The organism is Catenulispora sp. MAP12-49 (genome assembly GCF_041262705.1).
Classification (GTDB): Bacteria; Actinomycetota; Actinomycetes; order Streptomycetales; family Catenulisporaceae; genus Catenulispora.
The window spans coordinates 465,117-487,037 of the sequence record NZ_JBGCCP010000001.1; the positions used below are offsets into that span (position 1 = coordinate 465,117).

The 21,921-nt window shown below is 70.8% G+C and carries 19 protein-coding genes; 9 read left to right on the forward strand and 10 right to left on the reverse strand.

The window, feature by feature from the left end; all coding sequences use genetic code 11:
• Positions 1 to 39: 39 nt before the first annotated feature.
• Complete coding sequence (locus ABIA35_RS02050; RefSeq protein ID WP_370356304.1) at positions 40 to 1,827, forward strand: hypothetical protein; 1,788 nt, start codon at positions 40 to 42, stop codon at positions 1,825 to 1,827.
• 5 nt (positions 1,828 to 1,832) lie between these two features.
• Here the strand turns inward: ABIA35_RS02050 and ABIA35_RS02055 are convergent, their stop codons facing one another.
• Positions 1,833 to 3,569: a carboxyltransferase domain-containing protein gene (locus ABIA35_RS02055; RefSeq protein WP_370356306.1), complete on the reverse strand. Its 1,737-nt coding sequence runs from the start codon at positions 3,567 to 3,569 to the stop codon at positions 1,833 to 1,835.
• Positions 3,566 to 4,330, reverse strand: coding sequence for a LamB/YcsF family protein (locus tag ABIA35_RS02060; protein ID WP_370343140.1), 765 nt, complete (start codon positions 4,328 to 4,330; stop codon positions 3,566 to 3,568). Before ABIA35_RS02060 ends, ABIA35_RS02055 begins: the two co-directional genes overlap by 4 nt.
• 117 nt (positions 4,331 to 4,447) lie before the next feature.
• Between ABIA35_RS02060 and ABIA35_RS02065 the strand changes: the two genes are divergently transcribed.
• The gene (locus ABIA35_RS02065; protein ID WP_370356308.1) at positions 4,448 to 5,263 is read left to right on the forward strand and encodes a hypothetical protein; all 816 of its coding nucleotides are present in this window, start codon (positions 4,448 to 4,450) and stop codon (positions 5,261 to 5,263) included.
• On the opposite strand, the gene pheA is transcribed toward ABIA35_RS02065, so the two are convergent.
• A complete protein-coding gene (pheA, locus tag ABIA35_RS02070; RefSeq protein ID WP_370343142.1) occupies positions 5,250 to 6,194 on the reverse strand; it encodes a prephenate dehydratase in 945 nt (314 codons plus the stop codon). The two genes, ABIA35_RS02065 and pheA, sit on opposite strands and share 14 nt — an antisense overlap.
• A gap of 16 nt (positions 6,195 to 6,210) precedes the next feature.
• A complete protein-coding gene (locus ABIA35_RS02075) occupies positions 6,211 to 7,371 on the reverse strand; it encodes an FAD-dependent monooxygenase (RefSeq protein WP_370356310.1) in 1,161 nt (386 codons plus the stop codon).
• A gap of 87 nt (positions 7,372 to 7,458) precedes the next feature.
• Between ABIA35_RS02075 and ABIA35_RS02080 the strand changes: the two genes are divergently transcribed.
• Entirely contained in the window at positions 7,459 to 8,055 is a 597-nt protein-coding gene (locus tag ABIA35_RS02080) for a TetR/AcrR family transcriptional regulator (protein ID WP_370343145.1), read from the forward strand.
• Positions 8,056 to 8,076: 21 nt separating this feature from the next.
• Here the strand turns inward: ABIA35_RS02080 and ABIA35_RS02085 are convergent, their stop codons facing one another.
• Positions 8,077 to 8,778, reverse strand: coding sequence for a response regulator (locus ABIA35_RS02085; RefSeq protein WP_370356312.1), 702 nt, complete (start codon positions 8,776 to 8,778; stop codon positions 8,077 to 8,079).
• 207 nt (positions 8,779 to 8,985) lie between these two features.
• Here ABIA35_RS02085 and pdhA point away from each other — a divergent pair, with 207 nt between their 5' ends.
• The 6 genes from pdhA to ABIA35_RS02115 all read left to right on the forward strand — a co-directional run bounded on the left by pdhA (position 8,986) and on the right by ABIA35_RS02115 (position 16,322).
• Positions 8,986 to 10,113, forward strand: a complete 1,128-nt coding sequence (gene pdhA / locus ABIA35_RS02090; RefSeq protein WP_370343147.1) for a pyruvate dehydrogenase (acetyl-transferring) E1 component subunit alpha — start codon at positions 8,986 to 8,988, stop codon at positions 10,111 to 10,113.
• A 1-nt stretch (position 10,114) separates the two neighbouring features.
• Complete coding sequence (locus ABIA35_RS02095) at positions 10,115 to 11,110, forward strand: alpha-ketoacid dehydrogenase subunit beta (protein ID WP_370343148.1); 996 nt, start codon at positions 10,115 to 10,117, stop codon at positions 11,108 to 11,110.
• Between the two features lie 17 nt (positions 11,111 to 11,127).
• Positions 11,128 to 12,612, forward strand: coding sequence for a dihydrolipoamide acetyltransferase family protein (locus tag ABIA35_RS02100; RefSeq protein WP_370343150.1), 1,485 nt, complete (start codon positions 11,128 to 11,130; stop codon positions 12,610 to 12,612).
• A gap of 120 nt (positions 12,613 to 12,732) precedes the next feature.
• Positions 12,733 to 13,527, forward strand: coding sequence for a carbon-nitrogen family hydrolase (locus ABIA35_RS02105; protein WP_370343151.1), 795 nt, complete (start codon positions 12,733 to 12,735; stop codon positions 13,525 to 13,527).
• A gap of 75 nt (positions 13,528 to 13,602) precedes the next feature.
• Positions 13,603 to 15,309, forward strand: a complete 1,707-nt coding sequence (locus tag ABIA35_RS02110; RefSeq protein WP_370356314.1) for a serine/threonine protein kinase — start codon at positions 13,603 to 13,605, stop codon at positions 15,307 to 15,309.
• 56 nt (positions 15,310 to 15,365) lie between these two features.
• Entirely contained in the window at positions 15,366 to 16,322 is a 957-nt protein-coding gene (locus ABIA35_RS02115) for an SDR family oxidoreductase (protein WP_370356315.1), read from the forward strand.
• Here ABIA35_RS02115 and ABIA35_RS02120 read toward each other — a convergent pair.
• From ABIA35_RS02120 to dnaJ, 5 genes are all read right to left on the reverse strand, one after another.
• Positions 16,308 to 16,688, reverse strand: a complete 381-nt coding sequence (locus ABIA35_RS02120) for a DUF3037 domain-containing protein (protein ID WP_370343155.1) — start codon at positions 16,686 to 16,688, stop codon at positions 16,308 to 16,310. The genes ABIA35_RS02115 and ABIA35_RS02120 overlap by 15 nt on opposite strands.
• Positions 16,685 to 17,548: a HipA family kinase gene (locus tag ABIA35_RS02125; protein WP_370356317.1), complete on the reverse strand. Its 864-nt coding sequence runs from the start codon at positions 17,546 to 17,548 to the stop codon at positions 16,685 to 16,687. The genes ABIA35_RS02120 and ABIA35_RS02125 overlap by 4 nt, the downstream gene beginning before the upstream one ends.
• A 42-nt stretch (positions 17,549 to 17,590) precedes the next feature.
• On the reverse strand, positions 17,591 to 20,206 hold the full coding sequence (gene clpB / locus ABIA35_RS02130) for an ATP-dependent chaperone ClpB (RefSeq protein WP_370356319.1): 2,616 nt from the start codon (positions 20,204 to 20,206) through the stop codon (positions 17,591 to 17,593).
• A 116-nt stretch (positions 20,207 to 20,322) separates the two neighbouring features.
• Positions 20,323 to 20,781 (reverse strand): heat shock protein transcriptional repressor HspR, encoded by a 459-nt coding sequence (locus ABIA35_RS02135; RefSeq protein ID WP_370343158.1) that lies wholly within the window; start codon positions 20,779 to 20,781, stop codon positions 20,323 to 20,325.
• Positions 20,782 to 20,788: 7 nt separating this feature from the next.
• The gene (gene dnaJ, locus ABIA35_RS02140; RefSeq protein ID WP_370343160.1) at positions 20,789 to 21,919 is read right to left on the reverse strand and encodes a molecular chaperone DnaJ; all 1,131 of its coding nucleotides are present in this window, start codon (positions 21,917 to 21,919) and stop codon (positions 20,789 to 20,791) included.
• Positions 21,920 to 21,921 lie beyond the last annotated feature (2 nt).

Sequence of the window (21,921 nt, forward strand, 5' to 3'; positions counted from 1 at the left end):
CTGGTGAAACCAGCCCGAAACCACCACAGAGGGGGACCAATGCCCACCCAAACCCAACCCTGGCTCCGCGCGGAACTCATAGCCGCCCCCGAGACCACCCCCGGCGCCCAACTGATGATCCCCGCCGACGGCGTCGAGTTCCACGACGACCAACTCGTCTTCCACCACCAAGGCGACATCGTCTACGTGGCCCCCCAAGGCCAACTCCGCTCCATCACCTGGTTCGCCAAACAACCCAACCCCGAGACAGCCCGCCGCAAAGCCCAATGGCCCAAACACGGCACCCGCTGGACCGACGACGAAAGAGCGGACCTCCTCCGCCACCTCCGCACCGGCCACAGCTGGAAGGCCATCTCCCACGCCCACGGCCGCTCCCGCACCGGCTGCCAGCAGGAAGCGATCAAGCAGGGCTGGCTCGACCCGGAGACCCTGCAGCCAACAGCGGCGCTACTCCTCGCCCAGCCGGACGCCACCTCTGACGCGCAAACCTCCGGCCCAGACCTCACGGCGCAGGCACCCACCCCGCCGCCGGCCCCCGAAGCCACTGCCATCAGCGAGGCGACGCAGGCTGCTGGATCGACGAACTCCGCGCCGGCCGACTCCCCCGGTTCGGAGCCGAGCGCTGCCAAGGCTTACGTGGTGCGGCAGTCAGTGCCCGCCGATACTGCGGCAAGCGCGCCGCCGAATGCCACACTCACACCGGCCCTCGCCGATCCGCCGCGCCAGCCTGCGCTCACCAATGCCGCCGCGAATTCGCCCCTGCATGCCACGCCCGCCGGCGCATCCGCAGCCACGCCAGGCCTCGCCAATCCGCCGCGCCAACCTGCGCTCGCCAATGCTTCCGCAGACTCGCCGCCGAATGCCACGCCCGCTGGCGCATCCGCAGCCACGCTGGGCCTCGCCGATCCGCCGCGCCAGCCTGCGCTCACCAACGCTGCCGCGGACTCGCCGCCGAATGCCACGCCCGCCGGCGCATCCGCAGCCACGCTGGGCCTCGCCGATCCGCCGCGCCAGCCTGCGCTCACCAACGCTGCCGCGGACTCGCCGCCGAATGCCACACCCGCCGATGCTTCCGCACTCGCCAATCCGCCGCGCCGGCCTGTGCGCACCAATGCCGCCGCGAACTCGCCCCTGCATGCCACGCCCGCTGGTGCTTCCGCAGCCACGCTGAGGCTCGCCGATCCGCCGCGCCAGCCTGGACTCACCGCCGCTTCCGCAGGCCCGCCAACAGATGCCACACCCGCCGGCACTGCCGCTGACTCGCCGCATCTTGCCGCTGCCATACCGGCCCCTGCCAATCCACCTCGCCAGCCCCTGCTCAGCAAGGCTTCGGCAGAATCGCCACCAAACACGCCGCTCGCCGGTGCTTTCGCGGACTCGCCACCGATTGCCACACACGCCGATGCTTCCGCATCCTCTCCGCCGATCTCCTGGCCCGCCGTCGATCGGCCGCCGATTCCCTCAGCAACCTCAAGCGCGGGCGCCGAACTCGTCGTCGCGTCTCCGCAGCCTTCCGCGGCCGATTCCCCTTCGTCCGCAACGCCATCGGCGACTCCCATCGCCCCCGATCCGCTCGCATCAGCTACCGCCGCGCCACAACCGGACCGGCCTCGGATTCCGCCGCGCGTGCCGCGTCAGCGGACCAGCCCCGGCGTCGAGAATCTTCCCGCCAAGGGCGATGCCGACAAGGACCCTGATCCCGACTCCGGGCCCGGGCCCGGGTCGCGCTTTCTCTCGCGGGCGCAGTCCTCGCTGGCGCGGGCCACGCTCGGGGCGTACATGAACCCGCCGCGGGGGCAGTCGGGTGCGGCGTCCGGGGCGAGCTGAGGTTCTCAGCGCCGGCTTGAGGTGCCGACCATCCGGAATCGGATTCCCGTTCCGGGCCTTGCTTGTCCGACGGCGTCCAGGTCCGCCGGGTGGGCACAGGCGATCACCGGGTATCCGCCGGTCACCGGGTGGTCGGCCAAGAACAGCACCGGGCGGCCGTCGTGGGGGATCTGGACCGCTCCCACGACCAGCGGCTCGCTCGCCGGCTCGCCGTCGCGGGCTCGCTGCACCATGGGCCCGTCCAGGCGTACCGCTGTCCGGTTCGACTCCATCCCGACCGTCCACTGCGCCGCGATCAAGTCGCGGACCGCGTCGTCCGTGAACCACTCGCTGCGCGGCCCCAAGACCAGCCGCACCACCACGGGATCATCGGCATCCCGCAGCGGTGCCAATCCCAGGCCCGGGATGTCCGGCGGCAGGCCCGTCGGATCGCCGAGCGCGACGCGTTCCCGCGTCACCAAAGCCCGCCCACCAACCCCCGAAAGGAGGTCGACCGACCGGCTCCCCAGCACCCCCGCACCGCCCACACCCCCGGCCACGGCGAGGTAAGCGCGCACCCCCGCCGCGGCCGGCCCCACATCCACGACCGCACCGCCGGGCACATAGAACGCAGCGCCCGGCACGGTGCGCATGACCGTCTGCTGCCGAGAGCCCGCCCCGTCCCCGGCCCCTTCAGCAGCCCCGTCGTCGTCCCCAGCCCCATGCACCGACGCCGACACCGTGACCTCGCACCGGGCCCCCGCCACCGCGACCCAGCGCCCCACCTCGAGACACACCGCCCCGCCGCCGAGCGTCAACTCGAGCGCCGCGGCGCCCTCTTCGTTGCCCACCAAGCGGTTCGCGAGCTTCAGCGACGCCCGGTCGACCGCACCCGAGCGCGGGACGCCGAGGTGCGCGAAGCCCGGCCGGCCGAGGTCCTGCACCGTCGTCAGCGGTCCGGCGCGCACCACGCGCAAGCCGGGCCCGCCGGCTTCCGCCGTGGCCTCGTCGCGGTCGCCGGAGACGCCAGGAGCGCCGTCCGGGCCGCTTCGCTCCGCCGCGTCGCGGAACCGAACGCGGGTACCCGGTCGGAGCAGCGCCGGCGAGTCCCGGGTCTCGTCCCACAGCGCCGGGGCCCAGGCCGCCAGGCGCCCGATCAGTTGCCAGCCGCCCGGGGATTCCCGGGGATAGACACCGCTGTACGGCCCGCCCAAGGCCACCGCTCCGGCGGGCACGCGGGTGCGCGGCGCGTCGCGGCGTGGCACGCGCAGCACGTCCGGCAATCCGGTCAGGTACGCGAAGCCGGGGGCGAAGCCCGTGAACGCGACCGTGAATTCGGCCGCCGTGTGCAACGAAACGATCTCATTTGTGGCAAGGCCGGTCAGCCGCGCGACGTCGTCGAGATCCGGGCCCTCGTACAGCACCGGAAGCTCGACGATCTCGCTCTGCGCGGACTGCGCCACGCCGCCACCAGCACTGTCACCGTCGCCATCACCGGCGACGGACCAGTCCACATTCCCGACCGCCGCCACGAACTCCCGAAGCCCGCGCTGCCCCGCGTCATCGAACGTCGCGATGGCCATCAGCGTCCGCTCGGCGGGCACCACATCGACCAGCACACCGGGCCGCGCCGCGCGCCAGCGCTCGGCCCAGGCGAAGCAGCGCTGAACTTTCTCCAAAGAATCGAACTCGAGCAGTACCGCGAACGGACCCGCAGGTCGGACCGATGCGGCACCGGCACCGGCACCCGGGCCCTCGCTCACACGAATGCCCCGACCTCGACCCCCGTCGACCGCAGGGCGTCTCGGACCGCGGCCGCCATGGCCACCGCGGAGGGCGTGTCCCCGTGCACGCACAACGACCGCGCCTTGATCTCCAGCAGCGTGCCGTCGACGGCGCGGACCGTGCCGGACACGGCCATCTCCACCGCACGTCCCGCGACTTCCTCCGGGCTCGTCACGACCGCCCCGGGCGCGGAGCGCGGGACGAGGGTGCCCAGGGGCGTGTAGGCCCGGTCCACGAAGGCCTCGGGGATCGTTGTAAGGCCCGCTGTGGACGCCAGTTCGAGAAAAACCGAACCGGAAAGGCCCAGGACAGGGACATCCACGTCGTAAGCTGAGGCGAAAGCGGACACCGCGCGGACCACCGCCTCGGCTTGCACGGCGTCGTGCACGATACGGTTGTACAGAGCCCCGTGCGGTTTCACGTAGCGGACCCGGTCTCCGGCCGCTCTGGCGAAGGCGTCCAGGGCTCCGATCTGGAAGAGGACATCGTCAGCCAGTTCGTGAGGGTCGTACTCGATGTCGCGGCGGCCGAAGCCGGCCAGGTCGCGGTAGCCGACCTGGGCTCCGATCCGTACTCCGCGGCCGACGGCCGCCGAACAGACCCGGCGCATGGTGGAAGGATCGCCGGCGTGGAAGCCGCAGGCGACGTTGGCACTGGTGACCAGCTTTAGGAGAGCGTCGTCGTCACCAAGTCGCCAACGCCCGAAACCTTCGCCCAGATCTGCGTTAAGGTCGATCATCCTGCGCACCACAGTACGCCCGAAGACGGAGCCGTCGCCCCCTGTCGCTCCTGTACCCTCTCTGCCGCAGTGCCCTGAGTAAATCTGTGAGGACCAACCGTGGAGACTGCCCAGGCAATGAGTGAGCCAGTGTTCCAAAGTCTGGAAGACGCCGTCGTGGTGGCCGAGACGACCCTGCTGGACACGCAGGTGGCCGTCGAGTCCCTGCGTGCCGAGTTGGACCAGTTCACCCGGCTGCACCAGATCCAGTTGGGCCCGCTGTACGGCCGGCTCGACGAGCTGGACGCGCTCACCGCCGAGACCGAAGCCGCCATGACCGGCGACCCCGAGGCGATCCGCCGTGCGGTGGAGGCCCGGGCCCGGGTCGACGGCGAGGACCCGCTGCTGTTCGCCGCCGCGAACGCCGGGCTGCTCGACGAGGACGGGGAGGGCGGCGCGGAACAGGACCAGAAGCCGCCGCGTCCCCGCGCGGAGAGCGCGGCCCCGGCCGCCGACCCGGACGTGCCGGTGCGCCCCAGCAAGACCGCGCAGCGCCTGTACCGGGAGCTGGCCCGCCGCTCGCACCCGGACCTCGTCCAGGACCCGACCGAGATCGCACGCCGCTCGGCCTTCATCACCCGTGTCAACGCCGCGTACGAGAAGGACGACCTTCCCGCGCTGCAGAAGCTCAGCGAGGAGTGGTCGCTGACCTCGTCGGGCCCGGCGAAGGACCACCCGCAGCGCGAGCTGTGGCTGCGCGGCCGCCTGATCTGGCTGCGCGCGAAGCAGGCCGAGCTCGCCCTGGAGCGCCAGACGCTGATGGAGAACCCCATGGCGGACGTGCTCGCGGCCTACCAGTACGACTCGCTGACGGCGCTGCGCTCGATCTCCGAGCAGCTCTACACGGCGATCGCCGAGCGGGAGACCCTGCTGAACGCGCTCATCGGCTCCTGAGGCCGGCCAGCCATTCGGCGGCCTCGCGGAAGTCCTCGTCGGAGGTCCCCTTGCGGATCTCCGCGGCGCGTCCGTCGGCGCGCGGGTAGCTGCCGAGGTACCGGACCTCGGCGGCGACCCGCCGCAGGCCGGTGAGGACTTCGCCGACGCGGGCGTCGTCGAGGTGCCCCTCGCAGTCGATCGAGAACCAGTAGGTGCCCAGCTTCGACCGCGTGGGCCGGGACTCGATGCGCATCAGGTCCACGCCCCGGACGGCGAACTCCTCAAGGATCTCAAGGAGCGCGCCCGGGTGGTTGTCCCGCAGCACCACGGCGAGGGATGTCTTGTCCGCGCCAGTACGGGCCGGCGGCGGGCCGGGCGGCACGACCATCACGAACCGGGTGACGGCCCCGCTGACGTCGTGGATGTTCTCGGCGAGCAGTGCCAGCCGGTAGAACGGCGCCGCGAACGAACCCGCCAGGGCGGCGTCGTGCACACCCTCGGACACCAGCCGCGCCGCGTCGGCGTTGGACGACGCGGCGACCCACCGCGCGTCCGGCAGGTTCTCGGCCAGCCAGCGGCGGCACTGCGGATAGGCGTGCGGATGGCTGGACACCGTCTTGATGTCGGCGAGCGCCGTATCGGGACGTCCCATGAGCGCGAACTCGACCGGCAACAGGATCTCCCGCACGATGTGCAGCGGGGGTTCCTCAGTGGACAGATCGTCGAGCGTGGCCGGGACCGCGCCCTCCACCGAGTTCTCGAACGCCACGACCGCGCCGGCGACCTCGCCGCGCCGTACCGCGTCCAGCGCCGCCGGCACGGACTCATAAGGAACCCGCTCTGCATCCCGCGCGCCGGGAACGCTAAGAAGCGCCGCCTCCGTAAACGTCCCCGCCGGGCCCAGGAAGCCGTAACGAATGGGGACGGGAGGCGACGCAGTCTCGGTCATGCGGCCTAGCCTACGGTCACTGTGGCGGCTGCCACGCGACCACCGGATCCATCGCGCGCAACGCCAGGTCCGGCACGAGGCGTCCGGCCAGGCCCATCACCAGGTTCCGCAAGGCCGCCTTGGGCCACGACGTGCTCTGCGTCAGCGCGCCCATCCGATGCGAGCGACGCACCATGTCCGCTCCCCGAGGGGCCCGCAGGGCGGTGTACCGGGCGAGTGCGGTCACGACCTCCGCAGAGCCCTGAGCCGGTGCAACGAGCGCCGCCAGGGTGACCCCGTCCTCCATGGCCTGATTCGCCCCCTGGCCGAGATGCGGGGTCATGGCGTGCGCGGCGTCGCCCAGGATCGCGACCGCACCTCGGTGGTACGCGGACAGCGGCTCGGCGATCTCATAGATGTCGTTGTGCAGGATCGTCTCGGGGTCCGCCGCGGAAATGAGCTGGGGCACCGGGAAGTGGCAGTCACCGAAACGCCGTAGCAGTTCGGCCTTCTCGTCGGCATAGATGACACCGGGCTCGGCGTGATCGGCGGCGTAGGCATAGGTCCGGCCGTCCGCCAACGGAGTGATCCCGAAGACCCGGCCGCCGTCCCAGACCTCGCCGGGCAGGAAGTCTCCCGCGGGTGTCGGGACCAGGATCCGCCACGCGGTGATACCGCTGTAAACGGGCCCCGGGTGTTCCGGGAAAAGCGCCTTGCGCAGTACGGAGTTCACTCCGTCGGCGGCAACGATCAAGTCCGCTTCAAGAGGGCCGGACTCTGTCAGGAGGCGCGGGCGCTGGGACGCGCTGCCCGCCTCGATACCTGTGGCCGCGACGCCCAGCTTGAACACGTCCGACGGCAGCACCTCGGTGAGCACGTCCATGACCGAGGACCGCGTCGCCGGGATCACCGCGTCCCCGAACCGGCTGATCATGGCCTTGCTCGCCGTGCGGGCGATCACCCGGCCGTCCGAGCGGGTCACCGCGGCGTCCCCCTGGAACGCGGCCAGCTTCCGCACCGCGTCGCCGACGCCCAGCGTGTCCAGCGCCCGCAACCCGTTCGGCGCAACAGCCAGACCGGAGCCCACGGGCCGCAGCTCCGCGGCGCGCTCGACGACCGTCACGTCCCACCCGCGCTGGAACAACCCCGCTGCGGCAGTGAGCCCGCCAAATCCCGCCCCCACCACGATCGCCTTCATGGTCGCTCCTCACTACATCCGTAGTTCCAACTACAGACGTAGTTCTACGCCACTACAGCCGTAGTCGTCAACTGCTAGGGTCTGGCCATGACCTCCCGTCCGGACCTCATCGGAGACACCGCGATCGCCCTGCTCGCCGAGCGGGGACTGCGCGGTCTCACCCACCGCGCGGTCGACGAGGCCGCCGGCCTGCCCGCCGGGTCCACCTCCAACCACGCCCGGACCCGCAGCGCCCTGCTGGAGACCACGTTCGCCCGGCTGTGCCGCCTGGAGGCCGAGGTCTTCGAGGACGCCGCGAACCCCGGCGGCCTGCTGGCGCTGGACGAGCTCACCCCCGAGACGGCCGCCGACCTCGTGGCCGCCCAGCTCCACGACACGCTCACGCACCGCCGGGAGCAGGCGCTGGCCCGCTTCGAACTCGCCCTGGAGGCGACGAGGCGACCGGAGCTGCGCGCCATCTATGACGACGCGGGCGTCACCTTCCGCGAGCCCGCACGCGGCCTCATGGCGGCTCTGGGCGCCGCCGACCCCGACCGCGCCGGGCGGACGTTCATCGCCTTCAGCGAAGGGATCCTGTTCGACTCGGTGGCCGGCGCCGGCAGCCGCGCCGTCCCGACCCGCGAGGAGATCCGCGCCGGCCTCCTGGAGCTCTTTCGAGGAATGCTTATGGAGCCTGCGCTATAGGGAACCCGACATTTGGCGCTGCTACTGCGAACGCCCGGGAAGATGCCGGACCGCGAACGCCGCGGCCTGCGTACGCCGCTGCATGGCCAGCTTCGCCAGGATCCCGGTGATGTAGTTCTTCACCGTCTTCTCGGCCAGGTTCAGCCGTTCGCCGATCTGCCGGTTGGTCAGCCCCTCGGCGATCAGCTCCAGGATCCGCTTCTCGGAAGCCGTGAGCGACGCCAGTTTGGAGGCCGCGGCCTCATGGTCGGCCTCCCCGGGCACGATGCCCACGCGCAGCCTGCTCAGCAGCCGCTCGGTGGCGGTCGGGTCGAGCAACGAGCCCCCGCGCGCCACGGTCCGCACCGCGTCGACGAGCGCCGAGCCCCTGATGTCCTTCAGCACGTAGCCGGCCGCGCCGGCCATGATCGCTCCGAAAAGCGCGTCGTCGTCCGAGAACGAGGTCAGCATCAGGCAGCCCAGCCGGGGCATCCGCGACTTCAGCTCGCGGCAGACCTCGATCCCCGAACCGTCGGGAAGCCGCACGTCGAGCAGGGCGACGTCCGGCCGGGCCGCCTCGGCCGCGGCCAGCGCCTGCGCGACGGAACCGGCCTGACCGGACACGTGGATGCCGGGTTCGGCGCTGAGCAGTTCGGCCACGCCGCGCCGCACCAGTTCGTGGTCGTCCAGCAGGAAGACGCGGATCGAGTCCGCTATGTCCGACTTCCCCGCATCAGCGTGCACATCTACAACATAGCCACGCTCACATGCTTTCGCGTGTTTGGCGTGGGGCATCGCCCGCGCATTCGGCACTGTAACGTGGCCTCTGCACGGCCGAGGGGGATCCACGTCACACCCCGACCCGAACTCCACGGCCGCCGCAGCACCTCACCGACCGCGGCGGCGATCCCGCCGTACGTCCGTCTGAGTTACGTGTAGAGGAGACATGTAGTGGTGACCTCACGCAAGGGCGCGGGTGGCAAGACCGCTGCTAAGAAGAAGGCCGGGTCCGCGGGCCCGGACCTCGTGCAGCTGCTGACGCCCGAAGGGGATCTGGTCGAGCACCCCGATTACTCGATCGACCTGACGCCCGAGGAGTACCGCGGCCTGTACCGGGACATGGTCCTGGTCCGCCGCATCGACGCCGAAGGAACGGCGCTTCAGCGCCAGGGCCAGCTGGGCCTGTGGGCCCCGCTGCTGGGCCAGGAGGCCGCGCAGGTCGGCTCCGGCCGCGCGCAGACCGCCGAGGACTTCGCCTTCCCCACCTACCGCGAGCACGGCGTGGCCTGGTGCCGCGACGTGGACCCGGTGAACCTGCTCGGGATGTTCCGCGGCGTGAACAACGGCGGCTGGGACCCGAACGAGAAGAACTTCGCCCTCTACACGATCGTGATCGGCTCCCAGACGCTGCACGCCACCGGCTACGCCATGGGCATGCAGCGCGACGGCCGCGAGGCCGCCGTGATCGCGTACTTCGGCGACGGCGCGTCCTCGCAGGGCGACGTCAACGAGGCGTTCGTCTTCGCCAGCGTGAACAACGCCCCGGTGGTGTTCTTCTGCCAGAACAACCAGTGGGCCATCTCCGAGCCCAACGAGCGGCAGTTCCGCGTCCCGCTGTACCAGCGGGCCGCCGGCTTCGGCTTCCCGGGCGTGCGCGTGGACGGCAACGACGTCCTGGCATGCCTGGCGGTCACCAAGGCCGCCCTGGAGCGCGCCCGCACCGGCAACGGCCCGATGCTGGTCGAGGCCTTCACCTACCGCATGGGCGCGCACACCACCTCCGACGACCCGACCCGCTACCGCGACTCCGAGGAACTGGAGGAGTGGAAGGCCAAGGACCCGATCCTGCGCATGCGGGCGTTCCTGGAGAAGAACAAGTACGCCGACGAGGCGTACTTCAAGGACGTCGACGCCGAGGCGGACACGGTCGCCGCCGACATCCGCGAGCGCTGCGTCACCATGCCGGACCCGAAGCCGGTCTCGATCTTCGACCACGTCTACGCCGAGCCGCACCCCCTGATGGACGAGGAACGCGCAGAGTACGGGGCTTACTGGGAATCTTTCGAGGGTGCTCACTGACATGTCCGACTCGACTTCCAAGACACAGCAGATCAGCCTCGGCAAGGGCTTGAACCTGGGCCTGCGCCGGGCCCTGGAGGACGACCCGAAGGTCCTGCTCATGGGCGAGGACATCGGCAAGCTCGGCGGCGTCTTCCGCGTCACCGACGGGCTGCAGAAGGACTTCGGCGACTCCCGGGTCGTCGACACCCCGCTGGCCGAGTCCGGCATCGTGGGCACCGCGGTGGGCCTGGCCCTGTCCGGCTACCGGCCGGTGGTGGAGATCCAGTTCGACGGGTTCGTCTACCCGGCCTTCGACCAGATCGTCACCCAGGTCGCCAAGATGCGCGCGCGGTCCCTGGGCAAGGTCAGCATGCCCATCGTGATCCGCATCCCGTTCGGCGGCGGCATCGGCGCGGTCGAGCACCACTCGGAGTCCCCCGAGGCGTACTTCGCCATGACGGCCGGCCTGCGCGTGGTCGCCGCCTCCAATCCGGTGGACGCCTACTGGATGATCCAGCAGGCCATCGCCTCCGACGACCCGGTCGTGTTCTTCGAGCCCAAGCGCCGCTACTGGGACAAGGCCGAGCTGGACCCGACCGCTACGCCCTACCCGCTGTACGCCTCCCGCGTGGTGCGCGCGGGGACGGACGCGACGCTGGTCGCCTACGGCCCGATGGTGAAGACCTGCCTGGAGGCCGCTGCGGCGGCCGCCGAGGAAGGCCGCTCGCTGGAGGTCATCGACCTGCGCACGCTGAACCCGCTGGACCTGGAGCCGGTGTACGCCTCGGTCCGCAAGACCGGCCGGCTGATCACCGTGCACGAGGCCTCGGTCTTCATGGGCATGGGCGCCGAGGTCGCCGCCAAGGTCACCGAGAAGTGCTTCTACTCCCTGGAGGCGCCGGTCCTGCGCGTCGGCGCCCCGCACACCCCGTACCCGCCGTCGCGGGTCGAGGAGGAGTTCCTGCCGGACCTGGACCGAGTGCTGGACGCCGTCGACCGCGCGTTCGCGTACTGAGGGATCGGGAGCACATCATGGGTGAGATCAAGAGATTCAACCTCCCGGACGTCGGCGAGGGCCTGACCGAGGCCGAGATCCTGGCCTGGTCGGTGAAGGTCGGCGACCTGGTCACGGTCAACCAGATCCTGGTCGAGATCGAGACCGCCAAGGCCGCCGTCGAGCTGCCCTCGCCGTGGGCCGGCAAGATCGTCGAGCTGCTGGTGGAGGAGGGCGCGACGGTCGACGTCGGCACCCCGATCATCGGCATCGACACCGACCCGAGCACGCCGAGCACCGGCGGCGCCGCGGGCGGCGACGACATGACCGCGGGCGTGGCGGCCACCGCCGAGGCGAAGGCCGCGCCGGCGGCCGACAAGAGCGAGAAGCGCGAGCCGGTCCTGGTCGGCTACGGCGTGAAGCAGGGCGCCTCCGGCCGCCGTCCGCGCAAGACCGCGGCGACGCCGTCGGCGGCCGACGTCATGGGCGCCACGGTCCGCGAGGAGCCGGTCGACGACGACCTTCCGGCCCCGGCGTACTACGGTCACTCCGCGGTGCGGGAGACGGCCGCTCCGGCGGTCCAGGCCGCCGCGCCCGCCGCTCAGGCCACGGCGTCCGCGCCGGTCGGCGCGAAGCCGCTGGCCAAGCCGCCGGTCCGCAAGCTGGCCAAGGACCTGGGCGTGGACCTGGCGCTGGTGGTCGCGACCGGCACCAACGGCACCGTGACCCGGGAGGACGTCCACGCGGCCGCCTCCGGGCCGCAGACCGCGCCGGCCGTCAACGGCACCACCGGCACCGCCCCGGCGGCCGCCCCCTTCGTCAACGGCGAGCGCCGCGTCCCGATCAAGGGCGTGCGCAAGGCGACCGCCGCGGCGATGGTGCAGTCGGCGTTCACCGCGCCGCACGTCACCGAGTTCCTGACGATCGACGTCACCCCGACCATGAAGTTCGTGCAGCGCCTCAAGGAGATGCCGGACTTCAAGGGCGTGCGGGTGTCGCCGCTGCTGCTGGTCGCCAAGGCGTTCCTGGTGGCGATGGCACGGAACCCGGAGATCAACGCGCGCTGGGACGAGGCCAACGGCGAGATCGTCTACTTCGACCACGTCACCCTGGGCATCGCGGCGGCCACGCCGCGCGGGCTGATCGTGCCGAACATCAAGGGCGCCGACCTGCTGCCGCTGGTGGGGTTGGGCCGCGCGCTCAACAACCTCACCGACGTGGCGCGGGAAGGCAAGACCTCGCTGGCGGACATGAGCGGCAGCACGGCGACCATCACCAACGTCGGCGTGTTCGGCGTGGACACCGGCACCCCGATCCTGAACCCCGGCGAGGCGTCCATCCTGGCGTTCGGCGCGGTGCGGGAGCAGCCCTGGATGCACAAGGGCAAGGTGAAGCCGCGCCAGGTGACCACGCTGGCGTTGTCCTTCGACCACCGCCTGGTCGACGGTGAGCTGGGCTCCAAGGTGCTGCGGGACATCGGCGCGGTGCTCGCCGACCCGCTGAAGGCGCTGGCCTGGAGCTGACATCCCGCACAGGGGTTCATCGATAGACGCAGGGGTTCACCGACAAACACAGGGTTTCATCAACAAACACAGAGGCGCACCGGTTCTCAGAACCGGTGCGCCTCTGGCACGATCGGCAGTATGCGCGTATCGCTCATGCAGCTCGCCGTCGACGACGCGGAAGCGCCGGAGGACCGCTGGACCCGTGTGGTGAAGCTGGTCGAAGCCGAACGGGAGACCGGTGCGGAACTGGTCGTCCTGCCCGAACTGTGGGTGGCCGGCGGGTTCGACTACAAGGGCTGGACCGACCACGCGGAGCCGATCGCCGACAGCAAACCGATCGCCGCGCTGGAGAAGGTGCGCACCCACGAGGGCTCCGGCCCTGAGATGTGGCTGCACTTCGGTTCCTACGTAGAGCGCACCCCTGAGGGGATTCTCTATAACACCGCGGTACTCCGTGGGCCCGAGGGAAAGCAGGCGCAGTACCGGAAGATCCACCGGTTCGGCTTCAGCGAGGGCGAGGCGACCCTGATGGGGCCCGGGAAGGACATCGTCACCCTCTCCTCCCCTTGGGGAACGCTGGGACTGGCGACCTGTTACGACCTCCGGTTCCCGGAACTGTTCCGCCGTCTCCTGAATCAGGGCATGGAGCACATGGTGATGTGCTCTGCGTGGCCCGCTAAGCGGATCGAGCACTGGCGCGTGCTCCTCAAGGCCCGCGCGATCGAGAACCAGGTCTTCGTCTTCGCCACGAACTGTGTGGGGACGAACGGAGGCGTGGCCCTCGGCGGACACTCTGCGGTCATCGATCCCTGGGGGAACGTCGTCGCCGAAGCGGGTACCGGTGAAGAGGTCCTGCGGGTGGACGTCGATCCGGCACTGGTCGCCCAGACACGTGGCGCGTTGCCGGTTCTCAACGATCGCCGTCTGCGCTGAGGGCCGGGGGGCCTCGAATCAATCTGCTGCCCCATAATGGCAGGACGCCATACAGGGGGAGGCATGACGTTGGATATGAACAGCAACGTACACAAGGGGGAATCCGCGGCCACGGACCGGATCGGCCCGTACCTGCTCGTCACACAGCTCGGCGCGGGCGCCATGGGCCGGGTCTTCCTGGGGACGGACGCGGCCGGACGGCAGGCCGCGGTCAAGGTGGTCCGCTCCGACCTGGCTGACATCCCGGCCTTCCGCAAGCGTTTCTCGCGGGAGTTGCAAGTAGCAGAGCGCGTACACAGCCCGCGTATCGCGGGGATCTACAACGCCGAGACCGACGGCATGCGTCCATGGCTCGCGACGGAGTATGTGCCCGGCCCGACCCTCCAGGACGCTGTCGAACAGGGCGGCGGCTTCGACAGCGCGCGCCTTCGAGCCCTGGCTTCGGCGATCGCCGAGGCCCTTGTGGTCATCCACGCCGCGGACGTCGTGCACCGCGACCTCAAGCCGGCGAACGTGCTGCTCGGCCCGGACGGTCCCAAGGTCATCGACTTCGGTGTGGCCCGGGCCTTGGACGCCTCACTGCTGACCAACACAGGCCAGACGCTCGGCACGCCGGCGTATATGTCCCCTGAGCAAGCCGACGGGCGCTCCGTGGAGAGCGCCTCCGATGTGTTCGCACTGGGCTCACTCCTGGTCTTCGCCGCATCCGGCCGCCTGGCCTTCGGCGACGGACCACCGCTGGCGATCCTGCATCGCGTCGTCAACAACGAGCCGGATCTGAGCGGCGTCGCCGAGGATGACGAGGAGCTGCGCGGCATCATCGAAGGCTGCCTGGCCAAGGAACCCACGGACCGGCCCACGCCGCAGCAGATCACCGAGGCCTTCGGCACCGTCGTCTGGCTGCCGCTCACCGGCGTCGACTGGCAGCAGCCACCGCTCGGCGTCGGGCTGCCGGTGACCGCGAGCGACGTCGCCGACCAGCAGACGGTGGCGCTCGCGCCGAAGCGGGGAGGCAAGCGGGCCGCCGTGATCTCCGCGGCCACCGTCGGCGCGCTCATCCTGGCCGCCCTCGCCGTCGTGGAGGGCGGGGGCGGTGGAAAGAGCAACACCTCGGCGGACAACCCGCGGGCCGGCAGCGCTCTGTCCAGCAGCCAGAACGGCGGCGCGTTTCCTCCCACCGCCGGCTCCGCCGCCAATACCACTACCACCACCAGCGGCAGCCCCGGCGGACAGACATCGACGAGCGGCGCTCCGGCTCCGAGCCCGAACAGCCCGGCGTCCGCGGTGAACCCCGGCGGCGGCAGCACGACCTCCGCCCAAGGCATCTCCGCACCGGTCACGATCACGGTCGCGTCCGGCGGCCAGAACGGAACATCGGTATCGCATCCGCCGTCGACCACGTCGACGTCGACCAGCAAGCCGGTCTCACATCCCACGACGCACCCGACCACCGCTCCGCCGCCGGAGCACAACCCGCCAGGCCCGATGGAGCCGGGCGACATCAAGTATCAGATCCCTGGCTGGGTCGGTATGGCCACCGTTGACTTGTCCTGGAAGGCACATTCCGATGCCACGAGCTACAACCTGCACTACACGGTGAAGGGAACAGGTGTGAACTCCGACCAGACCGTGCCGGTGTCGGGCACCAGCTACTCGTATCAGATCCCCTCGGACGGCACGACGTGCTTCCAGGTCCAGACGGTCAACCAGTACGGCTCCGCGGCCTTCTACCCCAGCCCGATGTACTGCGTGAACGCGTTCGGCCAGCAGGTCAGCGGCTGACATCCGGCCCGGCCGACCCCTACCGCTCAGTAAGTTACCGGCGGTAGGGTTTGGTCATGGGAACCTGGGGACCGCAAGGCATCAGCGGAAAAGTCGTGGTCATCACCGGTGCGGCACGCGGGATCGGCGCGGAAGCGGCCCGCCGTCTGGCCCGTGGCGGGGCCAAGGTCGCGCTGATCGGCCTGGAGCCCGAGGAACTGCGCAAGACCGCGGAGTCCTGCGGCCCCGACGCGACCGCGTGGGACGCGGACGTGACCTCGTGGGAGCAGCTCGGCGCGGCGATCGACGGCATCGTCGACCACTACGGCGGCATCGATGTGGTCGTGGCCAACGCCGGGGTCGCGCCGACCGGATTCATCCGCTCGATCGACCCGGCGGCGTTCGAGCGCACCATCGAGATCAACCTGCTCGGCGTCTGGCGGACGGTCCGCACCGCGCTCCCGCATGTCATCAAGAACCGGGGATACGTCCTCGTGGTCTCCTCCGCGGCGGCCCTGATCCATCCGCCTGCGCTCGCCGCCTATACGGCGTCCAAGGCAGGCGCTGAAGCGTTCGGCGACAGTCTGCGCGCCGAAGTGAAGCACCTCGGCGTGGACGTGGGCGTCGCCTACTTCTCCTGGATCAAGACGGATCTGGTCACCAGCGCCGACGCGCATCCGGTGCTGGGCAAGTTCCGTAAGAGCGCGCCCGGACCGGCGTCCCGCGTGTATCCCCTGGAGAAGGTCGGCCAGGCGGTCGCGGAGGGCATCGCCAAGCGCAGCCGCGTTATCTGTGTGCCGTCGTGGGTCAACCACCTGCGCCGTATCCACGGGATGCTGCCGGCGATCGTGGAGAAGGCCAACGCCCGGGCCACGATCCGCGCGGACCGCGAGATGATCGCGGACATCGAGAAGCGCGGCGTCGAGGCTTCCTCGCGGCTGACCGGTCCTGGCGGTGCGGCCGCTCAAGCAGCCGCACAGGCGACAGACAAGGGGTCGGCCGAAGTATCAATCGAGGCGTCAGCCGAGGAGTGACCCGGCCAGCCGGTCCAGAGCGGCCGCGGGATCGGCGGTGAGCCCCGTGTGCACCGGCCCCGGCTGCACCACGGTGGACCGCGGCGCGATCAGCCACCGGAACCGCCGGCCCAGTGCGTCCTGGCCGGCGGGACCGGAATCCGGACCGCCGCAGCAGACCTTCGTGACGGCGCCGAGCAGAGCCTCGATCCCCTCGACATCAGCGGTGGGATCCAGGGCGCGCACCCGTACGGAGTCCAGCTGCGTCGCGCATCCGAGGAAGTCGAGCTGCTGGCAATAGAGCACCACGCCGATGTTGACGTACTCCCCGCGCTCCACACGGGGAACAGCCCGCAGTACCGAGTACTCGTAAGGCTGAACGCTCATTTCACCCGTCCCTGCATCCAGTTCGGGTGCTTCGCCTTGAGACGCGCCTTGAGATCGGAGCTCTGCTGGGCCCGGGCGGCCTCCTGCGCGGAGCTGTCCACAACCTGTGGAAACCACTCGCGCGGTCCGACGACACGCGTCAGCAGATAGCTGACGTACGCCTCGCGCACCGCGTCGGCGGACTCGAAGCCGGGCTCGTCCGCCAACCACTCGTCCGGCACGACCGCCACGACGGACCTGAGCAGCTCCTCGGTGACCAGCGGTGCGAGCGCGGCGTCGGCTCCTGGCATGTCCTTCGCATAGGAGGCGAGCACATGGTCGCCCGCGTCGAACGGAGCCAGGGCGCCCTTCTGCGCTCCCGGCCAGTTGTGGTGGAAGATCAGCGAGGCGCCGTGGTCGATCAGATAGAGCTTGCGATGCCACAACAGCAGATTCGGGTTCCGCCACGAGCGGTCCACGTTCCGCACCAACGCGTCGAACCACACGATGCGACTGGCCAGTTCCGGCTCCACCGGAAACGCTAAGGGGTCATATCCCAGTGAACCCGGCAGATAGTCCATACCGAGGTTCAGTCCCTTGCTCCCCTTAAGGAGTTCCTGGATCTCCTGATCCGGCTCGGCGGCTCCGATCACCGGGTCCAGCTCGATCCCGACCAGCGCCGGCACCGGCAGGCCCAGGGCCCGGGCCAGTTCCCCGGCGACGACCTCGGCGACCAGGGCTTTGCGGCCCTGGCCGGCCGAGCGGAACTTCACGACGTACGTCCCGAGGTCCGAGGCCTCGACCAGGCCGGGCAGCGAACCGCCCTCACGGAGCGGGGTCACGTACCGGGTGGCGGTGACGGTCGGCAAAGCGGCAGGCATGGAGTCCACGCTAGACGCCCCGCCGACCTTCGATCATCCCCATTACGCCTGCGAGCTGATGACCAGGGCGTCGTTCTCGACGTCCACGTCCACCCGCACCGTCTCGCCGTCCCGGATCTGACCGCCGAGCAGCTTGCGGGCCAGCGGGTCGCCGATCGCGGCCTGCACCAGGCGGCGCAACGGACGGGCCCCGAAGGCCGGCTCGTAGCCGGCGATCGCCAGCCAGTCGCGGGCGCCGGCGGTGACGTCCAGGGCCAGCCGCCGGTCGGCCAGGCGCGCGGCCAGCTTGGCGACCTGGATGTCGACGATCCGGCCCAGCTCGGCGGTGCCCAGCGGGTCGAAGATCACCTGGGCGTCCAGCCGGTTCAGGAACTCCGGCTTGAAGGCCGCGCGCACCGCCGCCTCCACCCGCTGGCGCCGGTCCAGCCGGGCCTGCGCCGGGTCCAGCGCCTCGTCGACCGTGAGGTCGAAGCCGCCGGTGCCGAGGTTGGAGGTGAGGATCAGGATCGTGTTGCGGAAGTCCACGGTGCGGCCCTGGCCGTCGGTGAGCCGGCCGTCGTCCAGGACCTGCAGCAGCACGTCGAAGATCTCCGGGTGCGCCTTCTCGACCTCGTCGAGCAGCACCACCGAGTAGGGCCGGCGGCGGACGGCCTCGGTCAGCTGGCCGCCCTCCTCGTAGCCGACGTAGCCGGGAGGGGCGCCGACCAGCCGGGCCACCGAGTGCTTCTCGGAGTACTCCGACATGTCGATGCGCACCATGGCGTGCTCGTCGTCGAACAGGAAGTCCGCCAGCGCCTTGGCCAGCTCGGTCTTGCCGACGCCGGTCGGGCCCAGGAACAGGAACGAGCCGGTCGGGCGGTCCGGGTCGGAGATGCCGGCCCGGGCGCGGCGCACCGCGTCGGAGACCGCGGCCACGGCCTCGGCCTGCCCGATCAGCCGCTCCCCGATCCGCTCCTCCATGTGCAGCAGCTTCTCGGTCTCGCCCTCCAGCAGCCGGCCGGCCGGGATGCCGGTCCAGGCGCCGACCACCTCGGCGATGTCGTCCGGGCCGACCTCCTCCTTGACCATCGGGGCGACGGCCTCGGCCTCGTCCGCAGAGGTCGAGGCGGTCTCCAACTCCGCCTCGGCCGCCGGGATCTCGGCGTAGAGCAGACGGGAGGCGGTCTCGAAGTCGCCGGACCGCTGCGCCTGCTCGACCTGCGACCGCATCGCGTCCAGCCGGGCCTTGAGCTCGCCGACCCGGTTCAGGCCGCCCTTCTCCTGCTCCCAGCGCGCGTTCAGGGCGTTGAGCTGCTCCTGCCGGTCGGCCAGGTCCAGCCGGAGCCGGGCCAGCCGGTCGCGCGAGGCCGGGTCGTGCTCCTTGGCCAGCGCCAGCTCCTCCATCTTCATCCGGTCCACGGTGCGCTGCAGCTCGTCGATCTCCACCGGGCGGGAGTCGATCTCCATGCGCAGCCGGGAGGCGGCCTCGTCGATCAGGTCGATGGCCTTGTCCGGCAGGAAGCGGGAGGTGATGTAGCGGTGCGAGAGCGTGGCGGCGGCGACCAGCGCGTTGTCGGAGATGGCCACCTTGTGGTGCGCCTCGTAGCGGCCCTTGAGACCGCGCAGGATCGCGATGGTGTCCTCGACCGTCGGCTCGTCGACGAGCACCTGCTGGAAGCGGCGCTCCAGCGCCGGGTCCTTCTCGATGCGCTCGCGGTACTCGTCCAGCGTGGTCGCGCCGACCATCCGCAGCTCGCCGCGGGCCAGCATCGGCTTGAGCATGTTGCCGGCGTCCATCGAGGAGTCGCCCGTGGCGCCCGCGCCGACCACCGTGTGCAGCTCGTCGATGAAGGTGATGACCTGGCCCTCGGAGTCCTTGATGTCGGCCAGGACGGCCTTGAGGCGCTCCTCGAACTCGCCGCGGTACTTCGCGCCGGCCACCATCGCGCCCAGGTCCAGGGACACCAGGCGCTTGTCGCGCAGGCTCTCCGGCACGTCGCCGGCGATGATGCGCTGGGCCAGGCCCTCGACCACGGCGGTCTTGCCGACGCCGGGCTCGCCGATCAGCACCGGGTTGTTCTTGGTCCGGCGCGAGAGCACCTGCACCACCCGGCGGATCTCGGCATCGCGGCCGATCACCGGGTCCAGCTTGCCGTCCCGCGCCGAGGCGGTCAGGTCCACGCCGTACTTCTCCAGGGCCTGATACGTGGCCTCTGGGTCCTGCGACGTCACCCGCGCCGAGCCGCGCACCTTGCCGAAGGCCTCGCGCAGCGCCTTCGGCGTCGCCCCGGCCTTCTTGAGCAGGTCGGCGGTCGCGTCGTTGCCCAATGCCAGGCCCAGAAGCAGGTGCTCGGTGGAGACGTACTCGTCGTCGAGCTTGCGGGCCTCGTCGCCCGCGGCGTTCAAAGCGTTGAGGGTGTTGCGGGCCAGGGTGGGCGCCGAGACGGTCGAACCGCTGGCCGACGGCAGGCGCTCGGCGGCGGCCGCGGCCGCCTGGGTGAGCGCGGCGCGGTCCACGCCGACCGCCTCCAGCAGCGGCCGGGTGGTGCCCTCGACCTGGCCGAGCAGGGCCTGCAGGACCTGGACCGCCTCGACCTGGGGGTTGCCGGCGCGGGTGGCCTCGCGGATCGCGACGCTCAGGGCCTCCTGGCTCTTGGTCGTCAGCTTCTGCGAATCCACAGTGAAACCTCCAAGAGATCAGCCCCCCGACATTCAGTTGTCCAGCTTCGAGCGCCCGCGGGGCCGGCCTCGGTCGGCGCGCCGCGGGGCCGCGGAACGTTTCAGTTCACTTCAGTTCACTTGCCCTGGGGCTTCCAGACCGCCAGGGCCGTGGTGAACGTCGCCGGCAGGGCCGGCAGCAGGTCGCCGCGGTACCCGGGCGGGGCCGGCGGCAGCGGCGAGACCGGCACCGCGGGCGCCACCGTGCTCTTCGGGGTCGGGTACAGGGTCACGGCCTCGAGTTCGGCGACCCGCCGGGACAGCGCCGCGACCTGCTCCTCGAGCTCGCGGATCCGCTTGATCCCGGCCAGGTTCACACCCTCGTCCTGGGACAGCCGCTGCACCTCGCGCAGCGTGTCGATGTCGCGCGCGGAGTACCGGCGGCCACCGCCGCCGGTACGCTCCGGGCACACGATGCCGAGCCGGTCATACTGCCGCAGGGTCTGCGGATGCATGCCGGCCAGCTGCGCGGCGACGGAGATGACGTAGACGGGGGTCTCGTCGGTCAACGGCAGGAACGGGTTCTTGGAGGCCATGGTGCCCTCACTCTCCCTTCGCGGCGTCCAGCAGCTCCGCCCGCGGGTGGTGGTTGCCGGTCGCCTCCTGGAACTTCTGCAGCGCCGCGCGCGCGTCCTCGCCGATCTCGGCCGGGACCGCGATCTCGAAACGCACCAGCAGGTCGCCCTTGGTCCCGTCCTTGCGCCCCGCGCCGCGGCCGCGCACGCGCAGCACCCGGCCGTTCTGGGAGTTGGCCGGCAGCTTCACCGTCACCGGCATGCCGCCCAGGGTCGGGACCTGGATCTCCGCGCCCAGCACCGCCTCGGGGAAGGTGACGGGCACGGTCACGGTCAGGTTGTCGTCCTCGCGTCCGAAGACGGCGTGCGGGCTCACATGGACCACCACATACAGGTCGCCGGCCGGGCCTCCGCGTTCACCGGAGGCGCCCTTGCCCTTAAGCCGGATGCGCTGGCCGTCGCGGACGCCCGCCGGGATGCGGGCCTGGATCGTGCGGGAGCTGGCGGCCCGGCCGGAGCCGTGGCACACCGGGCAGGGGTCGTCGACCAGCAGGCCGCGGCCCTTGCAGTCCCGGCAGGGTTCGGAGAAGGCGAAGCCGCCCTGGTTCCGGCTCACCTGGCCGGTGCCCGAACAGGTCGGGCACACCCGCGGGGTGGTTCCGGCCTTGGCCCCGGTGCCCGAACAGGCCGAGCACGGGGTGTCCGAGGTCAGCCGGAGCGAGACGGTGGCGCCGTCGATGGAGTCGCTGAACTTCAGCGTCACCTCCGACTCCACGTCCGCGCCGCGCCGGGCCTGGCTGGTCCGGCCGGTGGTACCGGTGCCGGTACCGGTGGTCGGCCCGCCGGTGCGGTTGAACAGACCGCCGAGCAGGTCGCCGATGTCGAAGTTGAACCCGCCGGGGGCGCCGCCGCCGGGGGCCCGGAAGCCGCCGTTGCCGAAGACCGAGCGCGAGTCGTCGTACTCCTTGCGCCGCTTGTCGTCGGACAGGACGTCGTAGGCCTCGGAGATTTCCTTGAACTTCTCCTCGGACGCCGCGTCGCCCTTGTTGGCATCGGGGTGGTACTGGCGCGCCAGCTTCCGGTAGGCCTTCTTGATGTCGGCAGCCGGCGCGTCCTTGGGGACTCCGAGGATCTTGTAGTAGTCCTTGTTGACGGCCACCT